The sequence below is a fragment of the Christiangramia flava JLT2011 genome (assembly GCF_001951155.1).
GTDB classification, from domain to species: Bacteria; Bacteroidota; Bacteroidia; order Flavobacteriales; family Flavobacteriaceae; genus Christiangramia; species Christiangramia flava.
The window spans coordinates 3,928,016-3,947,294 of record NZ_CP016359.1; the positions used below are offsets into that span (position 1 = coordinate 3,928,016).

Annotated in this window: 12 protein-coding genes and 1 other RNA gene; 8 read left to right on the top strand and 5 right to left on the bottom strand. The window is 43.2% G+C overall.

Translation table 11 applies throughout. The annotated features are described in order from the left end of the window. The first annotated feature begins 91 nt into the window (after positions 1 to 91). The 5 genes from GRFL_RS17525 to GRFL_RS17545 are packed head-to-tail and all read left to right on the top strand — an operon-like array spanning position 92 to position 3,286. Positions 92 to 745 carry a hypothetical protein gene (locus tag GRFL_RS17525; protein WP_083645825.1) on the top strand — a complete coding sequence of 218 codons (654 nt, stop codon included), beginning with the start codon at positions 92 to 94 and terminating at the stop codon, positions 743 to 745. After that, positions 696 to 1,538, top strand: a complete 843-nt coding sequence (locus GRFL_RS17530) for a DUF3822 family protein (protein ID WP_236995836.1) — start codon at positions 696 to 698, stop codon at positions 1,536 to 1,538. Before GRFL_RS17525 ends, GRFL_RS17530 begins: the two co-directional genes overlap by 50 nt. Then, a complete protein-coding gene (locus GRFL_RS17535; RefSeq protein ID WP_083645827.1) occupies positions 1,538 to 2,071 on the top strand; it encodes an RsmD family RNA methyltransferase in 534 nt (177 codons plus the stop codon). The genes GRFL_RS17530 and GRFL_RS17535 overlap by 1 nt, the downstream gene beginning before the upstream one ends. A 16-nt stretch (positions 2,072 to 2,087) precedes the next feature. Further along, positions 2,088 to 2,465: a hypothetical protein gene (locus GRFL_RS17540; RefSeq protein ID WP_086047664.1), complete on the top strand. Its 378-nt coding sequence runs from the start codon at positions 2,088 to 2,090 to the stop codon at positions 2,463 to 2,465. A gap of 35 nt (positions 2,466 to 2,500) precedes the next feature. Next, positions 2,501 to 3,286: a glycoside hydrolase family 16 protein gene (locus tag GRFL_RS17545; RefSeq protein WP_236995837.1), complete on the top strand. Its 786-nt coding sequence runs from the start codon at positions 2,501 to 2,503 to the stop codon at positions 3,284 to 3,286. Here GRFL_RS17545 and rnpB read toward each other — a convergent pair. Continuing rightward, an RNA gene (rnpB, locus tag GRFL_RS17550) (RNase P RNA component class A) lies at positions 3,285 to 3,596 on the bottom strand. The genes GRFL_RS17545 and rnpB overlap by 2 nt on opposite strands. Before the next feature lie 112 nt (positions 3,597 to 3,708). Between rnpB and GRFL_RS17555 the strand changes: the two genes are divergently transcribed. Then, the gene (locus GRFL_RS17555) at positions 3,709 to 5,520 is read left to right on the top strand and encodes a DNA polymerase III subunit gamma/tau (RefSeq protein ID WP_083645830.1); all 1,812 of its coding nucleotides are present in this window, start codon (positions 3,709 to 3,711) and stop codon (positions 5,518 to 5,520) included. Between the two features lies 1 nt (position 5,521). Further along, a complete protein-coding gene (locus GRFL_RS17560) occupies positions 5,522 to 6,106 on the top strand; it encodes a MiaE family protein (RefSeq protein WP_083645831.1) in 585 nt (194 codons plus the stop codon). On the opposite strand, the gene GRFL_RS17565 is transcribed toward GRFL_RS17560, so the two are convergent. From GRFL_RS17565 to pdxH, 4 genes are read right to left on the bottom strand one after another with little or no spacing between them, the layout of a single operon-like run. Continuing rightward, positions 6,103 to 7,008 (bottom strand): Ppx/GppA phosphatase family protein, encoded by a 906-nt coding sequence (locus GRFL_RS17565; RefSeq protein WP_083645832.1) that lies wholly within the window; start codon positions 7,006 to 7,008, stop codon positions 6,103 to 6,105. The two genes, GRFL_RS17560 and GRFL_RS17565, sit on opposite strands and share 4 nt — an antisense overlap. After that, positions 7,008 to 9,113 carry a polyphosphate kinase 1 gene (gene ppk1, locus GRFL_RS17570; protein WP_083645833.1) on the bottom strand — a complete coding sequence of 702 codons (2,106 nt, stop codon included), beginning with the start codon at positions 9,111 to 9,113 and terminating at the stop codon, positions 7,008 to 7,010. The genes GRFL_RS17565 and ppk1 overlap by 1 nt, the downstream gene beginning before the upstream one ends. Positions 9,114 to 9,116: 3 nt before the next feature. Continuing rightward, entirely contained in the window at positions 9,117 to 9,602 is a 486-nt protein-coding gene (locus GRFL_RS17575; RefSeq protein WP_083645834.1) for a SixA phosphatase family protein, read from the bottom strand. A 3-nt stretch (positions 9,603 to 9,605) separates the two neighbouring features. After that, positions 9,606 to 10,250, bottom strand: a complete 645-nt coding sequence (pdxH, locus tag GRFL_RS17580) for a pyridoxamine 5'-phosphate oxidase (protein ID WP_083645835.1) — start codon at positions 10,248 to 10,250, stop codon at positions 9,606 to 9,608. Positions 10,251 to 10,853: 603 nt separating this feature from the next. On the opposite strand from pdxH, the gene GRFL_RS18070 reads away from it, so the two are divergent. Then, a complete protein-coding gene (locus GRFL_RS18070) occupies positions 10,854 to 19,271 on the top strand; it encodes an HYR domain-containing protein (protein ID WP_157493008.1) in 8,418 nt (2,805 codons plus the stop codon). Positions 19,272 to 19,279 lie beyond the last annotated feature (8 nt).

The following is a 19,279-nucleotide window of genomic DNA, read 5'->3' on the forward strand; positions in this document are numbered from 1 at the left end:
GGATTTTTATGACCAAAACTTTTCCGAATAAAAAAAAATTGTAGATTTGTCGTGAAACCTTTAACACTCATTAAATAATAAACTTAAAAGCATGAGATTTGTAATTCAGATACTTCTTTGGTTGGTGATTATCTTCTTGGCATACCTAACCTTCAATGCCGTTTATGAGCCAATCCAGTTCAATAAAGTAAAAGAGAAGAGGTATGCTAAAGTTATTAAAAATCTAAAAGACATCCGTGCAGCCGAAATGGCTCACAAAGAAGTTACCGGAAGATTTACCGGAGATTTTGACAGCCTTATCAGATTTATTGACACTGCTGAATTTGCGATTACTCAGCGTCGTGACACTGTAGTACTTGATGAAGAATATCAAAAAACTTATGGTGTAGATAAAAACATCGAAAAAACAATCATCGATACCTTGGGCTTCGTACCTGTAAAAGATTCTTTATTCAAAGGAAATGAGCAGCGTTACAGGAACATGATGGTCGTGCCAATTGAAGGAGCAGATGCCAAATTTGAACTTCAGGCTGGTAAGATCAAGAAAAGTAACGAAAGTACCATTCCTGTATTTGAAGTAAAAGTGGCCAAAAGCCAAGTGCTTTTCGATCAGGACAAAACCTTAATCCTTCAGGAAAACGAAATCCAGTCTGTTGATGACGTTAACGGAAGATATATCAGCGTAGGCTCTATGAATGAGGTCAATACCAGCGGTAACTGGCCAAAAGTTTATGGTGACCAGTAATTCACAAAATACCCAAAAGAAACTGTCCATTCAGGTTAGCTTGAATGGACTTTCTTTTTGTATCCTGGACGAAAGCTCTAAAAGCGTGGTTTTCTCCAAAACACTGAATTTTGAAAAGCAGCTGGATCCTATTAAACTATTATCAAAGATCGAGCTGGAATATGAAAACGAATCCCGCCTGAATCAACCGGTTGATGACGTCAAGGTAATCTTCAGCAACGCGCTGTTCACGCTTGTCCCCGAAGAACTTTTTAGCGAAGAGCAAGCCTCCAGTTTTTTAAAGTTCAATGCCAAGATCCTGAAAACTGATTTTGTCGCATTCGACAAACTTTCCGAAGGTATTGTGAATGTTTACATTCCCTACGCCAATATCACCAACTATTTTTTTGACAAATACGGGGAGTTCGAATACCAGCACTCCATGAGCGTGCTCATTGAAACTTTTCTTCAACAGGAACAGGGAACTGCAAAAGCTTTTTTACATTGCCAGCCGAACCATTTTGAACTGGTGATCATCGAAAAAGGCAAACTGCTATTTGCCAATTCTTTTGAATATGAAACCAGCGAGGATTTTCTGTACTATTTACTGTTTACCGCGGAACAACTTGGCATGGACCCGGAAGATTTTGAGTTGGTGCTTTGCGGCAACATCAGTAATGATGCTGAAGCCTACAAACTTGCCTGGAATTATATTAAGAATATTTCTTTTGCCGGCCCGCTTCACAGTTTTACCTTTGACACTTCGAAAGAGCAAAATGAGCAAGCAGGCTTTTTGCTGTTAAATTCATTTTAATGAGAATTATTTCCGGTCAATACAAAGGGAAGAGAATTACCGCTCCTTCCAAACTGCCCGTTCGCCCAACCACCGATATGGCGAAAGAAGCCCTTTTCAATATTCTGAATAACCAATTTTTCCTGCAGGACCTCAGTGTGCTGGATCTTTTCAGTGGCACCGGGAATATTTCATACGAATTTGCGGCTCGCGGATGTTCCAGCATTACCGCCGTTGATGGCAATTATGACTGCATGAAATTCATAAAAAAAACCAGCACAGAACTAGGTTTCCCTATTGCCGTGATCAAAAGCGATGTTTTTAAATACCTGGAACATACGGCGCTTACCAGTGATATCATTTTTGCCGATCCTCCATATGACATGGATTTAGCACAATTTGAGAAGATCATCGAGCTGGTCTCTCAGAAGGAATTACTGAAGGAAAATGGCCGCCTCATTGTGGAACATTCCAAACACACCGACCTGTCACATGTTAAAAATTTCTTAGAACAACGAAGATACGGAAGCAGCGTTTTCAGTTTTTTTGAATAATCTGTATATTCAAAATATGATTAAAGTTGAAAAGACCTGCGAGCTAGCTTTCACCACCCTGAAATTTTATAAAAATTTCGTTGTTTCCACGGTGCACGAAAATTCCAATCTTGATGAATCTGAAATTCAGGAATTGAGAGATGTAATTATTGATTATTACCAGAACAGGCCTTTTGTCTATATCTCCAACCGCCTTCACAGTTACAGTGTGAACCCGCTGATCTATGTGAATCTGGTACAGCTGAACCTTCTCAAAGGTATATGTATCGTATGCGAAGATTTTAACCGCCTGCAGACCGCCAATTTTGAACGGCAGTTTGCGACCATGCCTTTTGACCTTTTTCAGGATCTGGAAGAAGCCAAAGCCTGGGCCAAAGGACTTATTAACTCTTGAAATTCCTGGCAGTTTTATTCTGCGGAATGCTTAGCATGAATTCCAGCTCCCAATTCGTTCCCGAAAATTACGAACTCCTCTGGCAGGACGAGTTTGAATATCGCGGCAAACCTGACCGAAAAAAATGGAGCCACGAAGAAGGGCTTTTGCGCAATCTGGAAAAACAATATTACACATCGCGTAAAAAGAACAGCCGAGTGCGCAACGGGATGCTCGAGATTACAGCACGCAAAGAGGCCATTCGAAATCGCAAATATGAGGCAAGTGCTTCCAACTGGAAATACTACACTAAGGAAGCCGAATATACTTCAGCCAGTATAGAAAGTCTTGGAAAATTTGAATTTCAGTATGGCTATGTGGAAGTCCGGGCGAAACTACCAGCTGGACAAGGCGTCTGGCCCGCCATCTGGATGCTTGGAAGCGACTTTGAATCGGCTGTATGGCCTGAGAATGGTGAGATTGATATTTTGGAACATGTAGGTAAAGATCCGGAGAAAATCCATGCAACCGTACATTTTCCGGCGAATAACCATGTAGGCTACCAGTCGGTTGGAAATACCATTCAGGTGGAAAAACCACAGGAGCAATTTCATATATATGGCATGGAATGGACTTCGGAAAAAATAGATTTTCTGGTAGACGGGAAGATTTACCATCATTTTGAACTTTCCGAAGCAGGAGATCACGCTGATCTGTTTCGGAAACCTTTTTACCTAATCATTAATCTGGCACTCGGCGGAAATTGGGCTGGTGAGGTAGACCCGGAGATCTTTCCGCAGAAACTCCTTATAGACTATGTTCGGGTTTATCAGAAAAAATAAAAAAAGCAGGTCTGTAAGCCGGATTCTGTATTTCTGAAAATTTCAAAAATCCTTATCATTTATCTGAGACATACATTACTGCATGTCTTTAGCTGCCTACCCTCCGGTATGCGGGCGAGCAACCCGACTCAACCGGTATACATGGCATTGCACCGCCTAGAGTTTACCTGGTTTCACTACAGCATTACCTGTACATTCTTTCTGTTGCACTGGTCCTGATCTTTCGACCGGTGGGCGTTACCCACTAAGCTGCTCTATGGTGTCCGGACTTTCCTCCCTGATTGAACAGAGCGATAAGGCGACCTGCTGCGGCAAATGTAACGCAATTATTGTTGATTTCTTAGGCGTTTTGTTCATAAAAATCACGAGCCCGGCTGGCGTTTAGCCCGGTGATTTTTATATTTGTAATCCAATACTTTTTGATGGAACATTTTGTAGTATCTGCAAGGAAATATCGCCCGCAAACCTTCAAAGACGTGGTTGGCCAGCAGGCGATCACCAATACTCTGGCGAATGCGATCAGGAACAACCACCTGGCGCAGGCCTTGCTTTTCACAGGTCCGCGTGGGGTTGGTAAAACCACCTGTGCCCGAATCCTGGCAAAAATGATCAATCAACAGGAGACCCAGGATCCAGATGAAGATTTTGCTTTCAACATTTTCGAACTGGATGCGGCTTCCAATAACTCGGTTGATGATATTCGGAATTTGATCGACCAGGTTCGTATCCCGCCGCAGGTTGGAAACTATAAAGTGTATATCATCGATGAGGTGCACATGCTTTCAGCTTCAGCCTTCAATGCATTTCTGAAAACGCTGGAAGAACCGCCTAAACATGCTATTTTCATCCTTGCCACCACGGAAAAGCACAAGATCATTCCTACGATTCTCTCCCGTTGCCAGATATTTGATTTCAAACGGATCACCGTTCGGGATGCGAAAGAGTATTTAGGGTATATTGCACAACAGGAAGGTGTTTCCGCCGAAGATGATGCACTGCATATTATTGCTCAAAAGGCTGATGGTGCCATGCGCGACGCCCTTTCGATCTATGACCGGGTGGTAAGTTTCAGCGGGCAGCAGTTAACACGGCAGGCAGTTACGGAAAACCTGAACGTGCTGGATTACGACACGTACCTACAGGCAACCGATATGATCCTGGAGAACGATATTCCGCAATTGCTGGTAAAATTCAATGATATTTTGGCCAGCGGTTTTGACGGTCATCATTTTGTTTCAGGACTGGCGAGTCATTTCAGAGATCTGCTGGTTTGCAAGGATCAAAAAACGATCGACCTTCTCGAAGTTGGAGAGCAGACAAAAGCCAGATATTTTGAACAATCCCAGAAATGTTCCCACACATTTTTGGTTGAAGCAATCGACCTGGCAAATTCCTGCGACCTGAAATACAAAACCAGTCACAACCAACGCCTGTTGGTAGAATTATGCCTGATGCAGCTCGCCTCGATCACCTTCGAAGGCGAAAAAAAAAAGTCTGAACGAGGCATAGTCCCTCCCTCCCATTTCAAAGTTGGAGCCAGGCCCATGCCTACCGCTAAACGAGAGATCGTTCAGCAAAATGAGCATGAACAGGGAAATAATGACGAACAAGTACAACTTCCGGAAGATCATACTGCCGTAGAAACCTGTGCCAGCGTAAAAGATGAAGCATATTATTCTGACGATAGTCCCGGCGCAAAATCGGCTGAAATTCCTTCCGAAGAAAAGAAAGAAGAGTCGGTGGCTCAACATACTCCTTCCCAGCCGGCGATCAAAAGAGAACGCGTTTCCGGTCTATCCCTGAAAAGCATCAATAAAAAAAAGGAAATCGCCGAACAGCAGCGATCGATGATGCCTGAGGAAGAGGTGATGGACGATGCTTTTACCGAGGAAGAAATGGTCGAGCAATGGAAGAAATACACCGAAAAGCTGAAGCGAAAAGGCGAAAAGATCCTGGCCTCTATTTTGGAGTCGCAGGAACCCAAGCTGGAAGGCAAAAAGATCTGCCTCGTTTTTCCAAATGAGACCATGAAGCTTGACCTGGAAAAAGAAGAGAATCGCTTAATGCGCTTTTTGAAACAGCGATTGAGAAATACCCATATTAGCCTGAATATTCGTGTGGACGAAGCCGTTTCCAGAAAATATGCTTTCACTCCCCAGGAAAAATATGAGAAACTGCGGGAAGCCAACCCGTTGATCGATAAACTAAGAGCTACATTTGATTTAGACGTTTAAGATGTTAGGACTAAAATTACCAACCGACCCGAGATGGGCCGATATCGCCGAAAAAAATATAGAGGAAATCCTCGTGGATCATGCCTATTGTGAGCAGAAAGCAGCTTCAACAGCAATATCGCTTATTGTAACCTACCCTGAATATTCTGAATTAGTAACTGCGATGACTGCGCTGGCACGGGAAGAAATGGGACATTTTAAGATGGTTCATGATAAAATTTTGCAACGCGGTTATCAAATGGGATGGGATCGAAAAGACGATTATGTGATCGCATTGAGGGATTTTTTCCCGAAAGGTGGAAGCCGTGCCACGCAGCTGGTTCACCGCCTTTTAATCGCCGGACTCATCGAAGCCAGAAGCTGCGAACGTTTTCGATTACTTTCTGAACAACTGCAAGACCAGGAACTCGCCAAATTCTATAAAGACCTGATGATCAGTGAAGCGAATCATTACACGATGTTTCTAAAGTTCGCCCGTAAATTTGGAGAAAGTCGCGAGATCGTAGACCAGAAATGGCAGGATCTTTTGGAGTTTGAAGCCAGTATCATGAAAGATCTTGGCAACAAGGAAAGCATTCACGGCTAGGCCTTCTTCTTTCTTTTCGATGTATTGTATAGCGACTTGATGATCCCATCAGCCAGACCGATCTTCGGAACGAAAATACGACCTGCTCTCGCCCACTTCATGGAATTCAGGTAGATCTTGGAAGCCGGAATAATTACATCGGCACGGTCATTTTTCAAATCCAGTTCGGTGATACGCTCTTCATACGTGTAAGAATTGAGCTTTTCATCATAGTCCTTCAGATATTTCAGGCTCAGGGGTTTCCCTTCTTTCTTTCCGCTGGTCTTAAAAATGTTATTGATGTTTCCACCGGAACCAATCAGGTCAATATCAGCGTAATCTTTGGTTGTTTCTTTCACCCAGTCACGCATTTCTTCCCAGGTTCGATGTTCCACGAGGTCTTCCATCATCCTAACCGTTCCAACTTTAAAGGAACGGGAGGTCACAGTTTTACCATTGCTGTACAGTGTGTATTCGGTACTTCCACCTCCCACATCTACATACAGGTAATTACAATCATTCTGGATCAAAGCATGGAGATCGGTCGCGGCGATGATCGCTGCTTCATGAGAACCGTCGATAATTTCAATTTCGACACCGGTCTTCTCCCGGATGGTATTGGTCACAGCTTCTCCGTTTTTAGCTTCCCGCATAGCGGAAGTTGCGCAGGCTTTGTATTTTTCCACTCCATGTGATTTCATCAGTAAATTGAAAGCCTGCATGGTATCTACCATTCGCTCCAGGTTTTTATCTGAAACTTTTTGCTTCAGGAAAACATCTGCGCCTAACCTGATTGGCACTCGAACCAGTGAGGTCTTACGGAAATTGGTTTCCGAACCTTCTTTTTCAGTGATCGTGGATACCAGCAATCGAACGGCGTTCGACCCGATATCAATAGCGGCATATGTTTTCTGATTAATCATCACGAGTTGATTTCAATTTTTTTCAGATAGTAATTATAAAGATCGAATTGGGAGCGTACGGTCTTTCCTTCTGTCCCGCGGTACGGGTTTTCCATTCCGCGGCAATGAATACGGGCCTTCACGTTATCATTCCAGCTAATATCGAAAGTTTCGATAAGTTCTTCTTTGATATCCTGCTGGTAAATAGGACAGGAAATTTCTACACGCTGGTCGAGATTTCTGGTCATCAGGTCGGCCGAAGAAATATACACCCTGGGGTCTCCGGCATTTTCAAATATAAATACCCTTGGATGCTCCAGGAATTTATCTACAATACTAATGGCTTCAATATTTTCGCTCAATCCCTGAATTCCCGGAACCAGGCAACAAATACCGCGAACGATGAGTTTTACTTTCACGCCGGCCTTGCTCGCCATGTACAATTTATCGATAATGTGATAATCGGAAAGGCTGTTCAGTTTCATCCTGATACCCGCAGGTTTACCATTTTTGGCATTATCGATCTCATTCTGAATCAGTTTATAAATCGCATTTCGGGTATAATGCGGTGAAACGATCAAGTGTTTGTATTTATTAACCTTGTAATTGGTTTCGAAAAAATCGAAGACCTTGTTCACTTCTTTCAGAATTTCAGGATCGGCCGTGAAAAGCGTATAATCGGTATACACTTTTGAGGTGCTTTCGTTGAAATTACCGGTACTTATGAAACCATAACGCTTCATTTTACCCTGTTCTTCTCGTTCGATTACGCAGGTCTTACAGTGAACTTTGAGTCCAGGAACACCAAAGATGAGCTTCACACCTTCTTCCTGCATCTGTTCCGCATAACGAATATTGGCAACTTCATCAAAACGTGCCCGTAGTTCGATCTGAACCGTTACTTTTTTTCCATTTTTCACCGCATTGATCAGTGAACTGGCAATGTGCGAGATCTTCGCCAAACGGTAAATGGTAATTTTTATCGATTTCACCTTCGGATCCAGTGCCGCTTCCCGTAAAAATTTAACGGTGTAAGCAAAACTCTGGTAAGGCGTATAGAGCAAATAATCTTTTTTCGCGATACCTTTCAAAACGCTGGTCTGGAGAATCAATCCTGGAATTGGCAAAGGCTCGCGAACTTCATATTGCAGGTCCTTTCGCCCGAGACTAGGAAAATCCATATAATCGCGACGGTTATGGTAACGGCCACCGGGGATGATGGAGTCACTGGAATCAATTCCCATTTTATTCATTAAATAGGAAAGTGTGTCTTCGTCTATATTCTTGTCATACACAAACCGAACCGGCTCTCCCTTGATCCGGTCTTTCACACTGTCTGAAATCTTTTCAATGAAGCTCTTGCTCAGGTCGCTGTCCAGGTCGAGTTCTGCGTCCCGGGTAATCTTGATCATATGAGCCGTGAGACTGTCGTACTTAAAAATATTGAAAATTGAATGCAGGTTATAACGAATGAGGTCATCAAGCAGGATGATATACTGCCTTCCATCTTCTTCCGGAAGTACTACAAATCGTTCGATACTGCGCGGAATTTCGATCAAAACATAACGCTTTTCCCGCACCGGCCTGTTCAGTATTTTACTGATCCCTTTCGCTTCTCCATTCTTATCTTCACTCATCACCATTTTCACCGCCAGGTATGCGGCGCTGTCTTTAAGCGAAGGCATTTCTGAAAGTTCGTTCAGGATAATTGTAACCAGTGCCGGGCTAACCTTTGTAAGAAAGAAGTTCTTAATAAAGTCATGCTGACTCTCGGTGACTTCATTTTCCTTAATGATATAGATATTGTGATTCTTCAGTTTGGATTGAATATCTTCCAGAATCTTCAGGCTTTCTGCCTGCTGATCGATCACAATTTGGGTAATTTCTTCCAGCAGCTTACTGGCTTTAATACCGCCAAGCGCACTTTTCCCCGCTTTTCCGGCCAGGTCTATACGCTTAACCGTGGCGTAACGAACTTTAAAAAATTCGTCCAGATTATTTGAGAAAATCCCCAGAAATCTGAGGCGTTCCAGCAAAGGAACAGTTTCATCTGCCGCTTCCTGAAGGACACGGGCATTGAACGACAACCAGCTCAGCTCTCTGTTGATATACCGCTTTTCTGTCATTAATTATCGTAAATTTTTAGGGAGGAGGGTTAAAATGGTCGTTCCCTGGTTGATATCCTCCCAGCGATCGGTGTCAAAATCGATCACCACCAGGCCGGTTGTGGGAAGATTATCAAGCGGCTTATCACCCAGATAGTTTACCAGGATGGTCATGGCAGGATTGTGCCCGAAAACCATCAATTTATGAATAGAATCGGGGCAATTCTTTATTTCCCGAAGCAGATCGTTTTGATTAAAGGTGTAAAGCTCTTCTTTAACGGTGAAATCTTCATCGGCTATCTGAAGTGTAGATTTAAAGATTTCAGCAGTGGTACGGGCTCTCACGGCATGACTGGTCCAAACTTTTGCTGAAAATTTATAAAACTGGCTGAAGGTTTTCAGAACCAGCTCCGCATCATCATAGCCTCGTTGTTTTAAAGGTCTTTCGTAATCTGGTACGTCATGTTCCCAGGAAGATTTTCCGTGTCTAACCAATACAAGTCTTTTCATACATCAGGGTGCTAATCTCTCAATTTTCCAGTTATCATTATTCGGTGTGTATAGCAGGCGGTCGTGCAGTCTATTTTGTCGTCCCTGCCAGAATTCAAAGGAGACCGGTCTTACGAGGTAACCGCCCCAGTAATCTGGCAATGGCACACTGCCGTCTTGATATTGTTGTTCCAAATCTTTTAGTCGGTTTTCAAGTTCTTCCCTATTGGAAATGACGGAACTCTGGTGCGACGCCAGGGCTCCTAGCTGGCTGCCTTTGGGTCGCGAATGAAAATATTCTTCAGATTCCTGGCGCGGAAGTTTTTCTGCCTTCCCTTTTATGATCACCTGCTTTTCCAAAGCAGGCCAGAAGAATGACAGGCAACATTGCGGATTTGATTCCAGGTCTCTGCCCTTTTCTGATCCATAATTGGTGAAAAACCGAAAACCTTCCTGATCAAAGGATTTTAGGAGCACAACCCTGGACTTAGGCATGAGGCTTTGATCTACGGTAGCCAGCGTCATGGCGTTGGCTTCTTCAATATTTGCAGAAGCATCAGCCAGCTCGAACCAATTTTGAAAAAGCTCCCAGGGATTCTGCGGAACATCCACTTCGTCCAGGGCGCCTTTTTCATATGATTTACGATAGGCCGTAAGGTCTTTCTCCATTATCAGAAATCTTTATTGCAAGTTACAAGTTTATCTATCAATGTGGAAAATTTTCCGGAATAGTTAAAACAAAAGAAACAAAAAGCAGCGTTCGCAAAGGCTAAACTTATGTTAAAGAGACTTCGGAAACCTCTTTCAAATAAAAGTATCATAGTAAGGTAAATGCTCTATTTTAACATTGTAGGAACATCTACCATTTTCATTCAAATGTGCAGCAACTTATAAGGGGTTTCCCCTATCAATTTTAGTAAAATCCTACATGCCAAGTCTATAGAATGGGTCAAAACCCTTCATTTCGAAACCCCGGAAAAGGGAAAAATGTGTATTTGGACGAGTATTTTGTCGTTTATATCTAAAACTTTCAATAAAACATTCAACTGCCATTTTTTATAATAATTTTAACCTCAGAAACATCAAGCAGAGTCACCCCCAAAAACTCTTCAAAGGTAAACCCCTCAACTTACCTGGTGTACATACCCTAAGATTTTTATACTGACATCCCCAAATCAGAAGAAAGCGGTTTTCTCTGAAAACCTTGTGTATTGATTAAACTTAAAATCGGTCAACGATTAAAAATTGTTGATAATTCTAAACATTATTAATATGATTTGGAAAACTACTAATTCAAATGAAGGCGGAGAACAAGTAGCAGCTGTAAGAACTAGCAGCAACAATCTGTCATTCAACAGTTTATTCTTGTTTCTATCCTTACTGCTATTTCTAGGCCTTGGTTCTGTGAGCGCGCAAACTGCTCCCGGAGTTGCTCCTGTTTTAAACCCAACAGGTGGATTTGGAATTGATGGCGACCTTAAATCTAACATTCCGGTAAGCGGAATTGGAGATTGGGTACAGGGAGCTTCAGGTTCAGGCGGATTCGTCCTAAATAATAATGGAACTCCTGTTGACGGAACATTAACAGCCCTGATCCAGGATGCTTATGATGGAAATGATAATGCCTTTACCCAGGGATCTAAGGCAGGAAATAGTCCTGCTAGCTGGAGCTGGACCACCGGAAACGCTACCGGTAAAGGGGATATCAATAACGCCATGTATCATATAGCCAAATCGGCTAATGGAGATGAATGGTTGGTAGTTGGTGCAGATCGTAAATCAGTAACAGGTGACGCCTATATCGATTTTGGATTTTATCAGAATACTATTGCTACTACCGGAAGTGGTTTTAGTACCCAGGGACCTCACGGAGGACGTACCATAAATGACATTCTTGTTACCGTACAGTTTGAAAACGGAGGTGCCATCGCCAAAGTTTATTTTTATTTATGGGAAGCTGTTGGTAATGGATATGCCTTTGTAGAGAAAAATATCAGTACGGTTCAAACATATGCCGCTGTGAACGCTACAGCCGTAGACGTTCCTTTCGGAGCTTTCGGAACCAGCCAGTACCAACCGCAACAATTCGCAGAAGCCGCTGTTAACCTTACCGAAATCTTAGGTACGGTTGACCCATGTATCGGAATCAGCATCAAAACTTTATTAATCAAAACCAAGAATGCAAATTCCGATACTGCAGCACTAAATGATTTTGTAGAGCCAATTCAGACTAAAATCACCTTCGGAACAGCAACTATTGATTATAGTTATGCCGGTTCTGTTTGTGAAGATGACAGTGATGTAGCAGTTGATTTTTCAGGTGTGACCGGAGGAACATTTTCAGCTCCTGCGGGATTAAGCATTGATGCAACTACCGGGAAAATAGATGTTTCTGCCAGCACCCCTGGAACTTACCAGGTTACCTATACCTATAACACTAAAGGTTGTGAGAAATATGCCTACGCCAATGTGACCATTTATGAAAATCCTGGTGTACCGGTAGTATCAAGTACTACTAATACTACCTGTGGCGAGGACAATGGAGAAATTGTTTTCAATGTAGTTTCAGGAAATACTTATACGATTACAGATTCTGAAAACAATACCTATTCTCATACTAACGGAATTGTTAGCAACCTTCCCGCCGGGACGTACACTATCACAGCTAGTAATGGAAATTGTATTGCGGAAAAAACCGGGATCACTATTTCGGCTGATGCAGATGAAACAGATCCAACCTTAAGCGTTAGCGCAGATATTGACGAAAACACCTCGACCACCAGCTGTGATGCTTCCATTGCAGTTCCTGATGCTACATTTTCTGATAACTGTTCTGGAGCAGCTTTAAGCTATGTATTGACAGGTGCCACTACCGGTTCCGGAAATGGTCAGGTTGGAACCTATACATTCAATATTGGGATTACCACCATTACCTATAAAGTGACAGATGGTGCAGGAAATTCAGTTTCAAAAAACGTCAAAGTTACTGTAACCGATAATGTGAAACCAGTGATCACAGCATGTGCTACTGATATTACCAACCAGCCGGCTGATGAGGGAAGCTGTTCTGCCACGAACGTGAACCTTGGAACTATCACCGCTACTGACAATTGTGACACTAACCTAACCATTACCAATGATGCGCCTAACGTATTCCCTGCAGGATCAACTACCGTTACCTGGACCGTCACCGATGACGCGGGTAATTTCACAACCTGCACCCAGGTAGTTACGGTCGTAGACAATCAGGACCCAAAAATCATCAGTTGTGCGGCTGATAAAACCGTAAATGCCGATGCTGGTCTTTGTACTGCTTCAGGAGTAGATCTTGGATCGGTGGAAGCTACTGATAATTGTGACACAGACCTTAGCATTACCAATAATGCTCCGGCAATTTTTCCAGCGGGAAAAACAACTGTAATCTGGACTATTACTGATGACGCTGGAAATTCTGTTACTTGCGAACAGGAAATTACTGTAATCGATAATCAGGATCCGGTTATTACTGCATGTGCTGCTGATATAACTGATCTGCCAGCAGATAATGGAAGCTGTTCTGCTACTAACGTAAACCTTGGAAGCGTAACTGCAACTGATAATTGCGATGCAGACCTTAGCATTACCAATAATGCTCCTTCTGAATTTCCTTTAGGTGAAACAGTAGTTATCTGGACAGTTACTGATGATGCCGGAAATTCTGTAACCTGTGAGCAAACAATCACTGTTGTAGACACTCAAAAACCTGTTATCACCTCCTGTGCCAGTGATATTACTAATCAGCCTGCCGACGAAGGAAGCTGTTCTGCAACAAATGTGAATCTGGGAAATATTACGGCTACTGACAATTGTGATACTGACCTTACCATTACAAATGACGCTCCAACTGTTTTCCAGGCTGGTACTACCATTGTAACCTGGACTGTAAAAGATAAAGCAGGAAACATAGCCACCTGTACACAATCTGTTACCGTGGTTGATACGGAAGATCCAGTGATCACTTCTTGTGCGACAGACAAGACAGTTAATGCTGATAATGGTTTCTGCTATGCGACCGGTGTAGATTTAGGAAGCATTACCGCTACTGATAATTGCGATACGAATTTGGAGATCACCAATAATGCGCCTGCTCAATTCCCAGTAGGAACTACTACAGTAACCTGGACAGTAAAAGATGATGCGGACAATACCGCCATTTGTACCCAGAAAATAACAGTCGTTGACAATCAGGATCCAACCACCGAGCAACCAGATAACATTACTGTAAATGCAGATCCAACTATATGCGGGGCTACAGTGAACTTCAATAAAGTTGGTGCCGAGGATAACTGCGGACTGGAATCTGTAGAAATTACTGAAGGATTGTCCTCTGGTGAAGTATTCCCTGTAGGAACTACTACAGTAACCTGGACCGTGACCGATATTCATGGAAATACCACTACTGTTTCTTTCGATGTGACTGTGGTTGACAATACTAAACCGATCATCAGCTGTCCTGGTGATATGGTTGTTCCAACAGCCGAAGGTGAGGATTCTGTAATTGTGAACTTTAACGATGCTACAGCTACTGATAATTGTGATGTGACTGTAGAACAAACTGCTGGTCCAACTTCTGGTTCAGATCTGGCAATCGGGACTTACACTGTAGAATATACTGCAACCGATGCTTCTGGAAATACTGCTACCTGCTCCTTTGAAATTAAGGTTGTGGATGATGAAGATCCAACAATTAGTTGCCCTGGCGACATCACTGATATTAATGACGAAGGCGTTTGTGGTGCTGTGGTAACTTTCGCTACACCAGATGCTTCTGATAATTCTGGAAATGTTACGGTAGAGCAAGTTGCTGGTCCAGCTTCTGGAGAAGTGTTCCCGGTTGGAACTACAACTGTGACTTTCAGAGCAACTGATGATGATGACAATTTTGTAGAGTGTTCATTCGATGTAACCATTACCGATAATGAAGCTCCTGAAATTACCTGTCCTGCAGATATTGAAATTACTACTGAAGATGGCCTTTGTGGGGTGTCTTTAGCGAACCTTGACCTGGGAATGGCTACTGCTTCTGATAATTGTGAAGGTGAGATTACCATTACAAACAATGCACCAACCACCTTCCCTCTTGGAACTACTGAGGTAACCTGGACTGCGACTGATACTAACGGAAACTCTGCTACCTGTGTACAGAAAGTAACTGTTAGCGATGATGAAGCTCCAGTTGTGACTCAAATAGAAAATTATACGGATATCGATACCGATCCGGAAACCTGTGGTGCTGTGATCAACTACGGTACTATTCAGGCTACCGATAACTGTGAGATCGAGTCAATCGAAATGACCGAAGGTATCGCTTCTGGTCAGGTATTCCCTGTGGGAACTACTACAGTAACTTATGTGGTAACTGATGCTTCTGGCAACCAGTCTACAATGACTTTCACAGTAACCGTGGTAGATAACGAAGATCCTATGATCACCTGTCCTGGTAATATCGAGGTTTCAACTGCTGAAGGTGAAAACTTCGCGGTAGTTACCTTCGAAGATGCTACGGCAACTGACAACTGTGAGGTTACTGTTACCCAAACTGGCGGACAGGCTTCTGGTTCTGAGTTCGGTCCTGGTGTTCATACTATTGAATATACTGCAACTGATGCTTCTGGAAATACTGCGGTATGTTCTTTCACGATCACTGTAGAAGACGATGAAGATCCAACGATCACCTGTCCTGAAAATATCGTTCAGCCAAATGATCCTGGACTATGTGGCGCTGCTGTGGAATTCGCTATGCCTGAGTTTGCAGATAATTCTGGCCAGGTAACTATCGAACAACTAACCGGTCCTGCTTCAGGTGAATTCTTTGAAGTTGGAACTACAACCGTGACTTTCAGAGCTACTGATGCGGCTGGAAACACTGCTGAATGTTCTTTCGATGTAACGGTAAATGATACCGAAGCACCAACTACTGAAACGATGGAAAACATCACCGTGAATGCAGAACAGGAATTCTGTGGTGCTGTGGTAGATTTCGGAATGATCGGTGCTGATGACAACTGCGGACTGGAATCTGTAGAAATTACTGAAGGTCTGGCTTCTGGTGAAGTATTCCCTGTAGGAACTACTACAGTAACATGGACCGTGACCGATATTCATGGAAATACCACTACGGTTTCTTTCGATGTGACTGTGGTTGACAATACCAACCCAATTATCAGCTGTCCTGGTGATATGGTTGTTCCAACAGCTGAAGGAGACGATTCTGTAGTCGTAAACTTTAATGATGCTACAGCAACCGATAATTGTGATGTGACTGTTGAACAAACTGCTGGTCCAACTTCTGGTTCAGACTTAACAATAGGTTTCTACACAGTAGAATATACTGCTACAGATGCTTCTGGAAATACTGCTGTATGTTCGTTCAATATAACTGTGACAGACGGTGAGCCTCCGGTGATCAACTGTCCTGGAGATATTTCTCAAAATGTTGATGCAGGCGTTTGTGGTGCTGTGGTAACTTTCGCAACACCAGATGCTTCTGATAATTCTGGAAGTGTTACGGTAGAGCAAGTTGCTGGTCCTGCTTCAGGATCTGTATTCCCTGTTGGAACTACCACTGTGACTTTCAGAGCGACTGATGATGATGACAATTTTGTAGAGTGTTCATTCGATGTAACCATTACTGATAATGAAGCACCTGAAATTACCTGTCCTGCAGATATTGAAATTACTACTGAAGATGGCCTTTGTGGGGTGTCTTTAGCGAACCTTGATCTGGGAATGGCTACTGCTGCTGATAATTGTGAAGGTGAGATCACCATTACAAACAATGCACCAACCACCTTCCCTCTTGGAACTACTGAGGTAACCTGGACGGCGACTGATGCTAACGGAAATTCTGCTACCTGTGTACAGAACGTAACTGTTAGCGATGATGAAGCTCCGGTTGTGACTCAAATAGAAAATTATACTGATATCGATACCGATCCGGAAACTTGTGGTGCTGTGATCAACTATGGTACTATTCAGGCTACCGATAACTGTGAGATCGAGTCGATCGAAATGACCGAAGGTATCGCTTCTGGTCAGGTATTCCCAGTAGGAACTACTACAGTGACTTATGTGGTAACTGATGCTTCTGGCAACCAGTCTACAATGACTTTCACAGTAACTGTGGTAGATAACGAAGACCCTATGATCACCTGTCCTGGTAATATCGAAGTATCAACTGCTGAAGGTGAAAACTTCGCGGTGGTTACTTTTGAAGATGCTACGGCAACTGATAACTGTGAGGTAACTGTTACCCAAACTAGCGGACAGGCTTCTGGTTCTGAGTTCGGTCCTGGTGTTCATACTATTGAATACACTGCAACTGATGCGTCTGGAAATACTGCGGTATGTTCTTTCACGATCACTGTAGAAGATGATGAGGATCCAACGATCACCTGTCCTGAAAATATCGTTCAGCCAAATGATCCTGGACTATGTGGCGCTGTTGTGGAATTCGCTATGCCTGAGTTTGCAGATAATTCTGGCCAGGTAACCATCGAACAACTAACTGGTCCTGCTTCAGGTGAATTCTTCGAAGTTGGAACTACAACCGTGACTTTCAGAGCAACTGATGCGGCTGGAAACACTGCTGAATGTTCTTTCGATGTAACTGTAAATGATACCGAAGCACCAACTACCGAAACGATGGAAAACATCACCGTGAACGCAGAACAGGAATTCTGTGGTGCTGTGGTAGATTTCGGAATGATCGGTGCTGATGACAACTGCGGACTGGAATCTGTAGAAATTACTGAAGGTCTGGCTTCTGGCGAAGTATTCCCTGTAGGAACTACTACAGTAACCTGGACCGTGACCGATATTCATGGAAACACCGCTACAGTTTCTTTCGATGTGACTGTGGTTGACAATACCAACCCGATCATCAGCTGTCCTGGTGACATGACTGTGACAACTGCTACTGGTCAGAACTACGCAATCGTTGAGTTTGCAGACGCAACTGCAACTGACAATTGTGATGTGACTGTAGAACAAACTGCTGGTCCATTATCAGGATCTCAGTTCCCTATCGGTGATACTACTGTAACATTTACTGCTACAGATAATTCTGGAAATACGGCAGAATGTAGCTTCACTGTTACTGTTGAAGATGGCGAAGATCCTTCGATCTCGTGCCCTGAAAATATTGTAACTCCAAATGATCCTGGAATCTGTGGAGCTGCAGTGGAATTTGACATGCCTGAATTTGCAGACAATTCTGGAGAAGTAAGTATCGAGCAAATTTCTGGTCCAGCTTCTGGAGAGGTGTTCCCTGTGGGAACTACAACTGTAACTTTCAGAGCAACTGATGCTACCGGAAACACTGCTGAATGTTCTTTCGATGTAACTGTCAACGATGATGAAGGTCCTTCGATTGAACAACTTTCAAATATTGAAGTAAGCAACGATCCTGGAACATGTGGTGCTGTGGTAGATTTCCTAATTCCTGAAGCGACTGATAATTGCGGAATTGAAAGTGTAGAACTTACTGAAGGTGCTGCTCCTGGAAGTGAATTCCCAATTGGAACCACAACGATCACTTACACCGCTACTGATACTAATGGTAATACAGCGACTTCAACTTTCACTATAACTGTGACTGATGATGAAGCTCCGGTGATCGAGTGTCCAGAAAGTATAAATATTCAGGTTGAAATTGGAACTTCCAGCGTCATAGTGAACTATACCATGGTAAGTTATACTGATAACTGCGAAGGAACCACTGTGGAGATGACAGAAGGAATTGCCTCTGGTGAGGAATTCCCAGTGGGCGAAACCACTGTTACCTACACCGTAACTGATGCCGCCGGAAACACAGCCAGCTGTAGCTTTACCGTAACGGTAGAAGAAGAACCGCTACCGGAACCACCAGGAGCTCCTGGAACAACCGTAACGCAGGCCACCTGTGCCGAGCCAACCGGAACTATTGTTGTGACCGCTGTGGAAGGTGTTACTTACAGCATCGACGGTGAAAACTATCAGGAAAGCAACACCTTCTCTGAAGTTGCTCCTGGAACATATCAGGTAACAGTAAAAGATGAATTCGGGCAGGTTTCCGAAGCAACAACAGTAACTGTTAATGAAGCTGTAGCTGCGGAAATTGAAACAACTGATGCAACGCTGTGTATTGATGATTCCACGCTGGACCTATTCGATCTTTTCCTAAGCGAATATGACGAAAACGGAACCTGGATAGATAATGACAATTCTGGCGCGTTGACCGATTCATTCCTGGATCCTTCACAGGCAGATTTAGGCACCTATACTTTTGATTACGTGATCGAAGGCAACTGTCCTTCAGTAACAACAGTAACGGTAACTATAAATGATGATTGTGTACCATTGGCCTGTACGGTTCAGGATGTACGCGACAACATCTCTAAAGTGGTAACTCCAAATGGAGACGGACGAAATGATTTTTTCGAAATTGGCCAGGGAACCGAGTGTGACTTTACGTATGATGTGAAAATATTCAACCGTTGGGGTGCAGAGATTTTCACTGCCACCAGCTATCAGAATAACTGGGATGGTTTCTCTGAGAAATCGTTCACAAGTTCGAACCAGTTACCGTCAGGTACCTACTACTACGTGATCGAGGTAAGAAATACAGATTTCGAGCCGATAACTGGATACATCTATTTAGGAACAAAATAAAAAGGGAA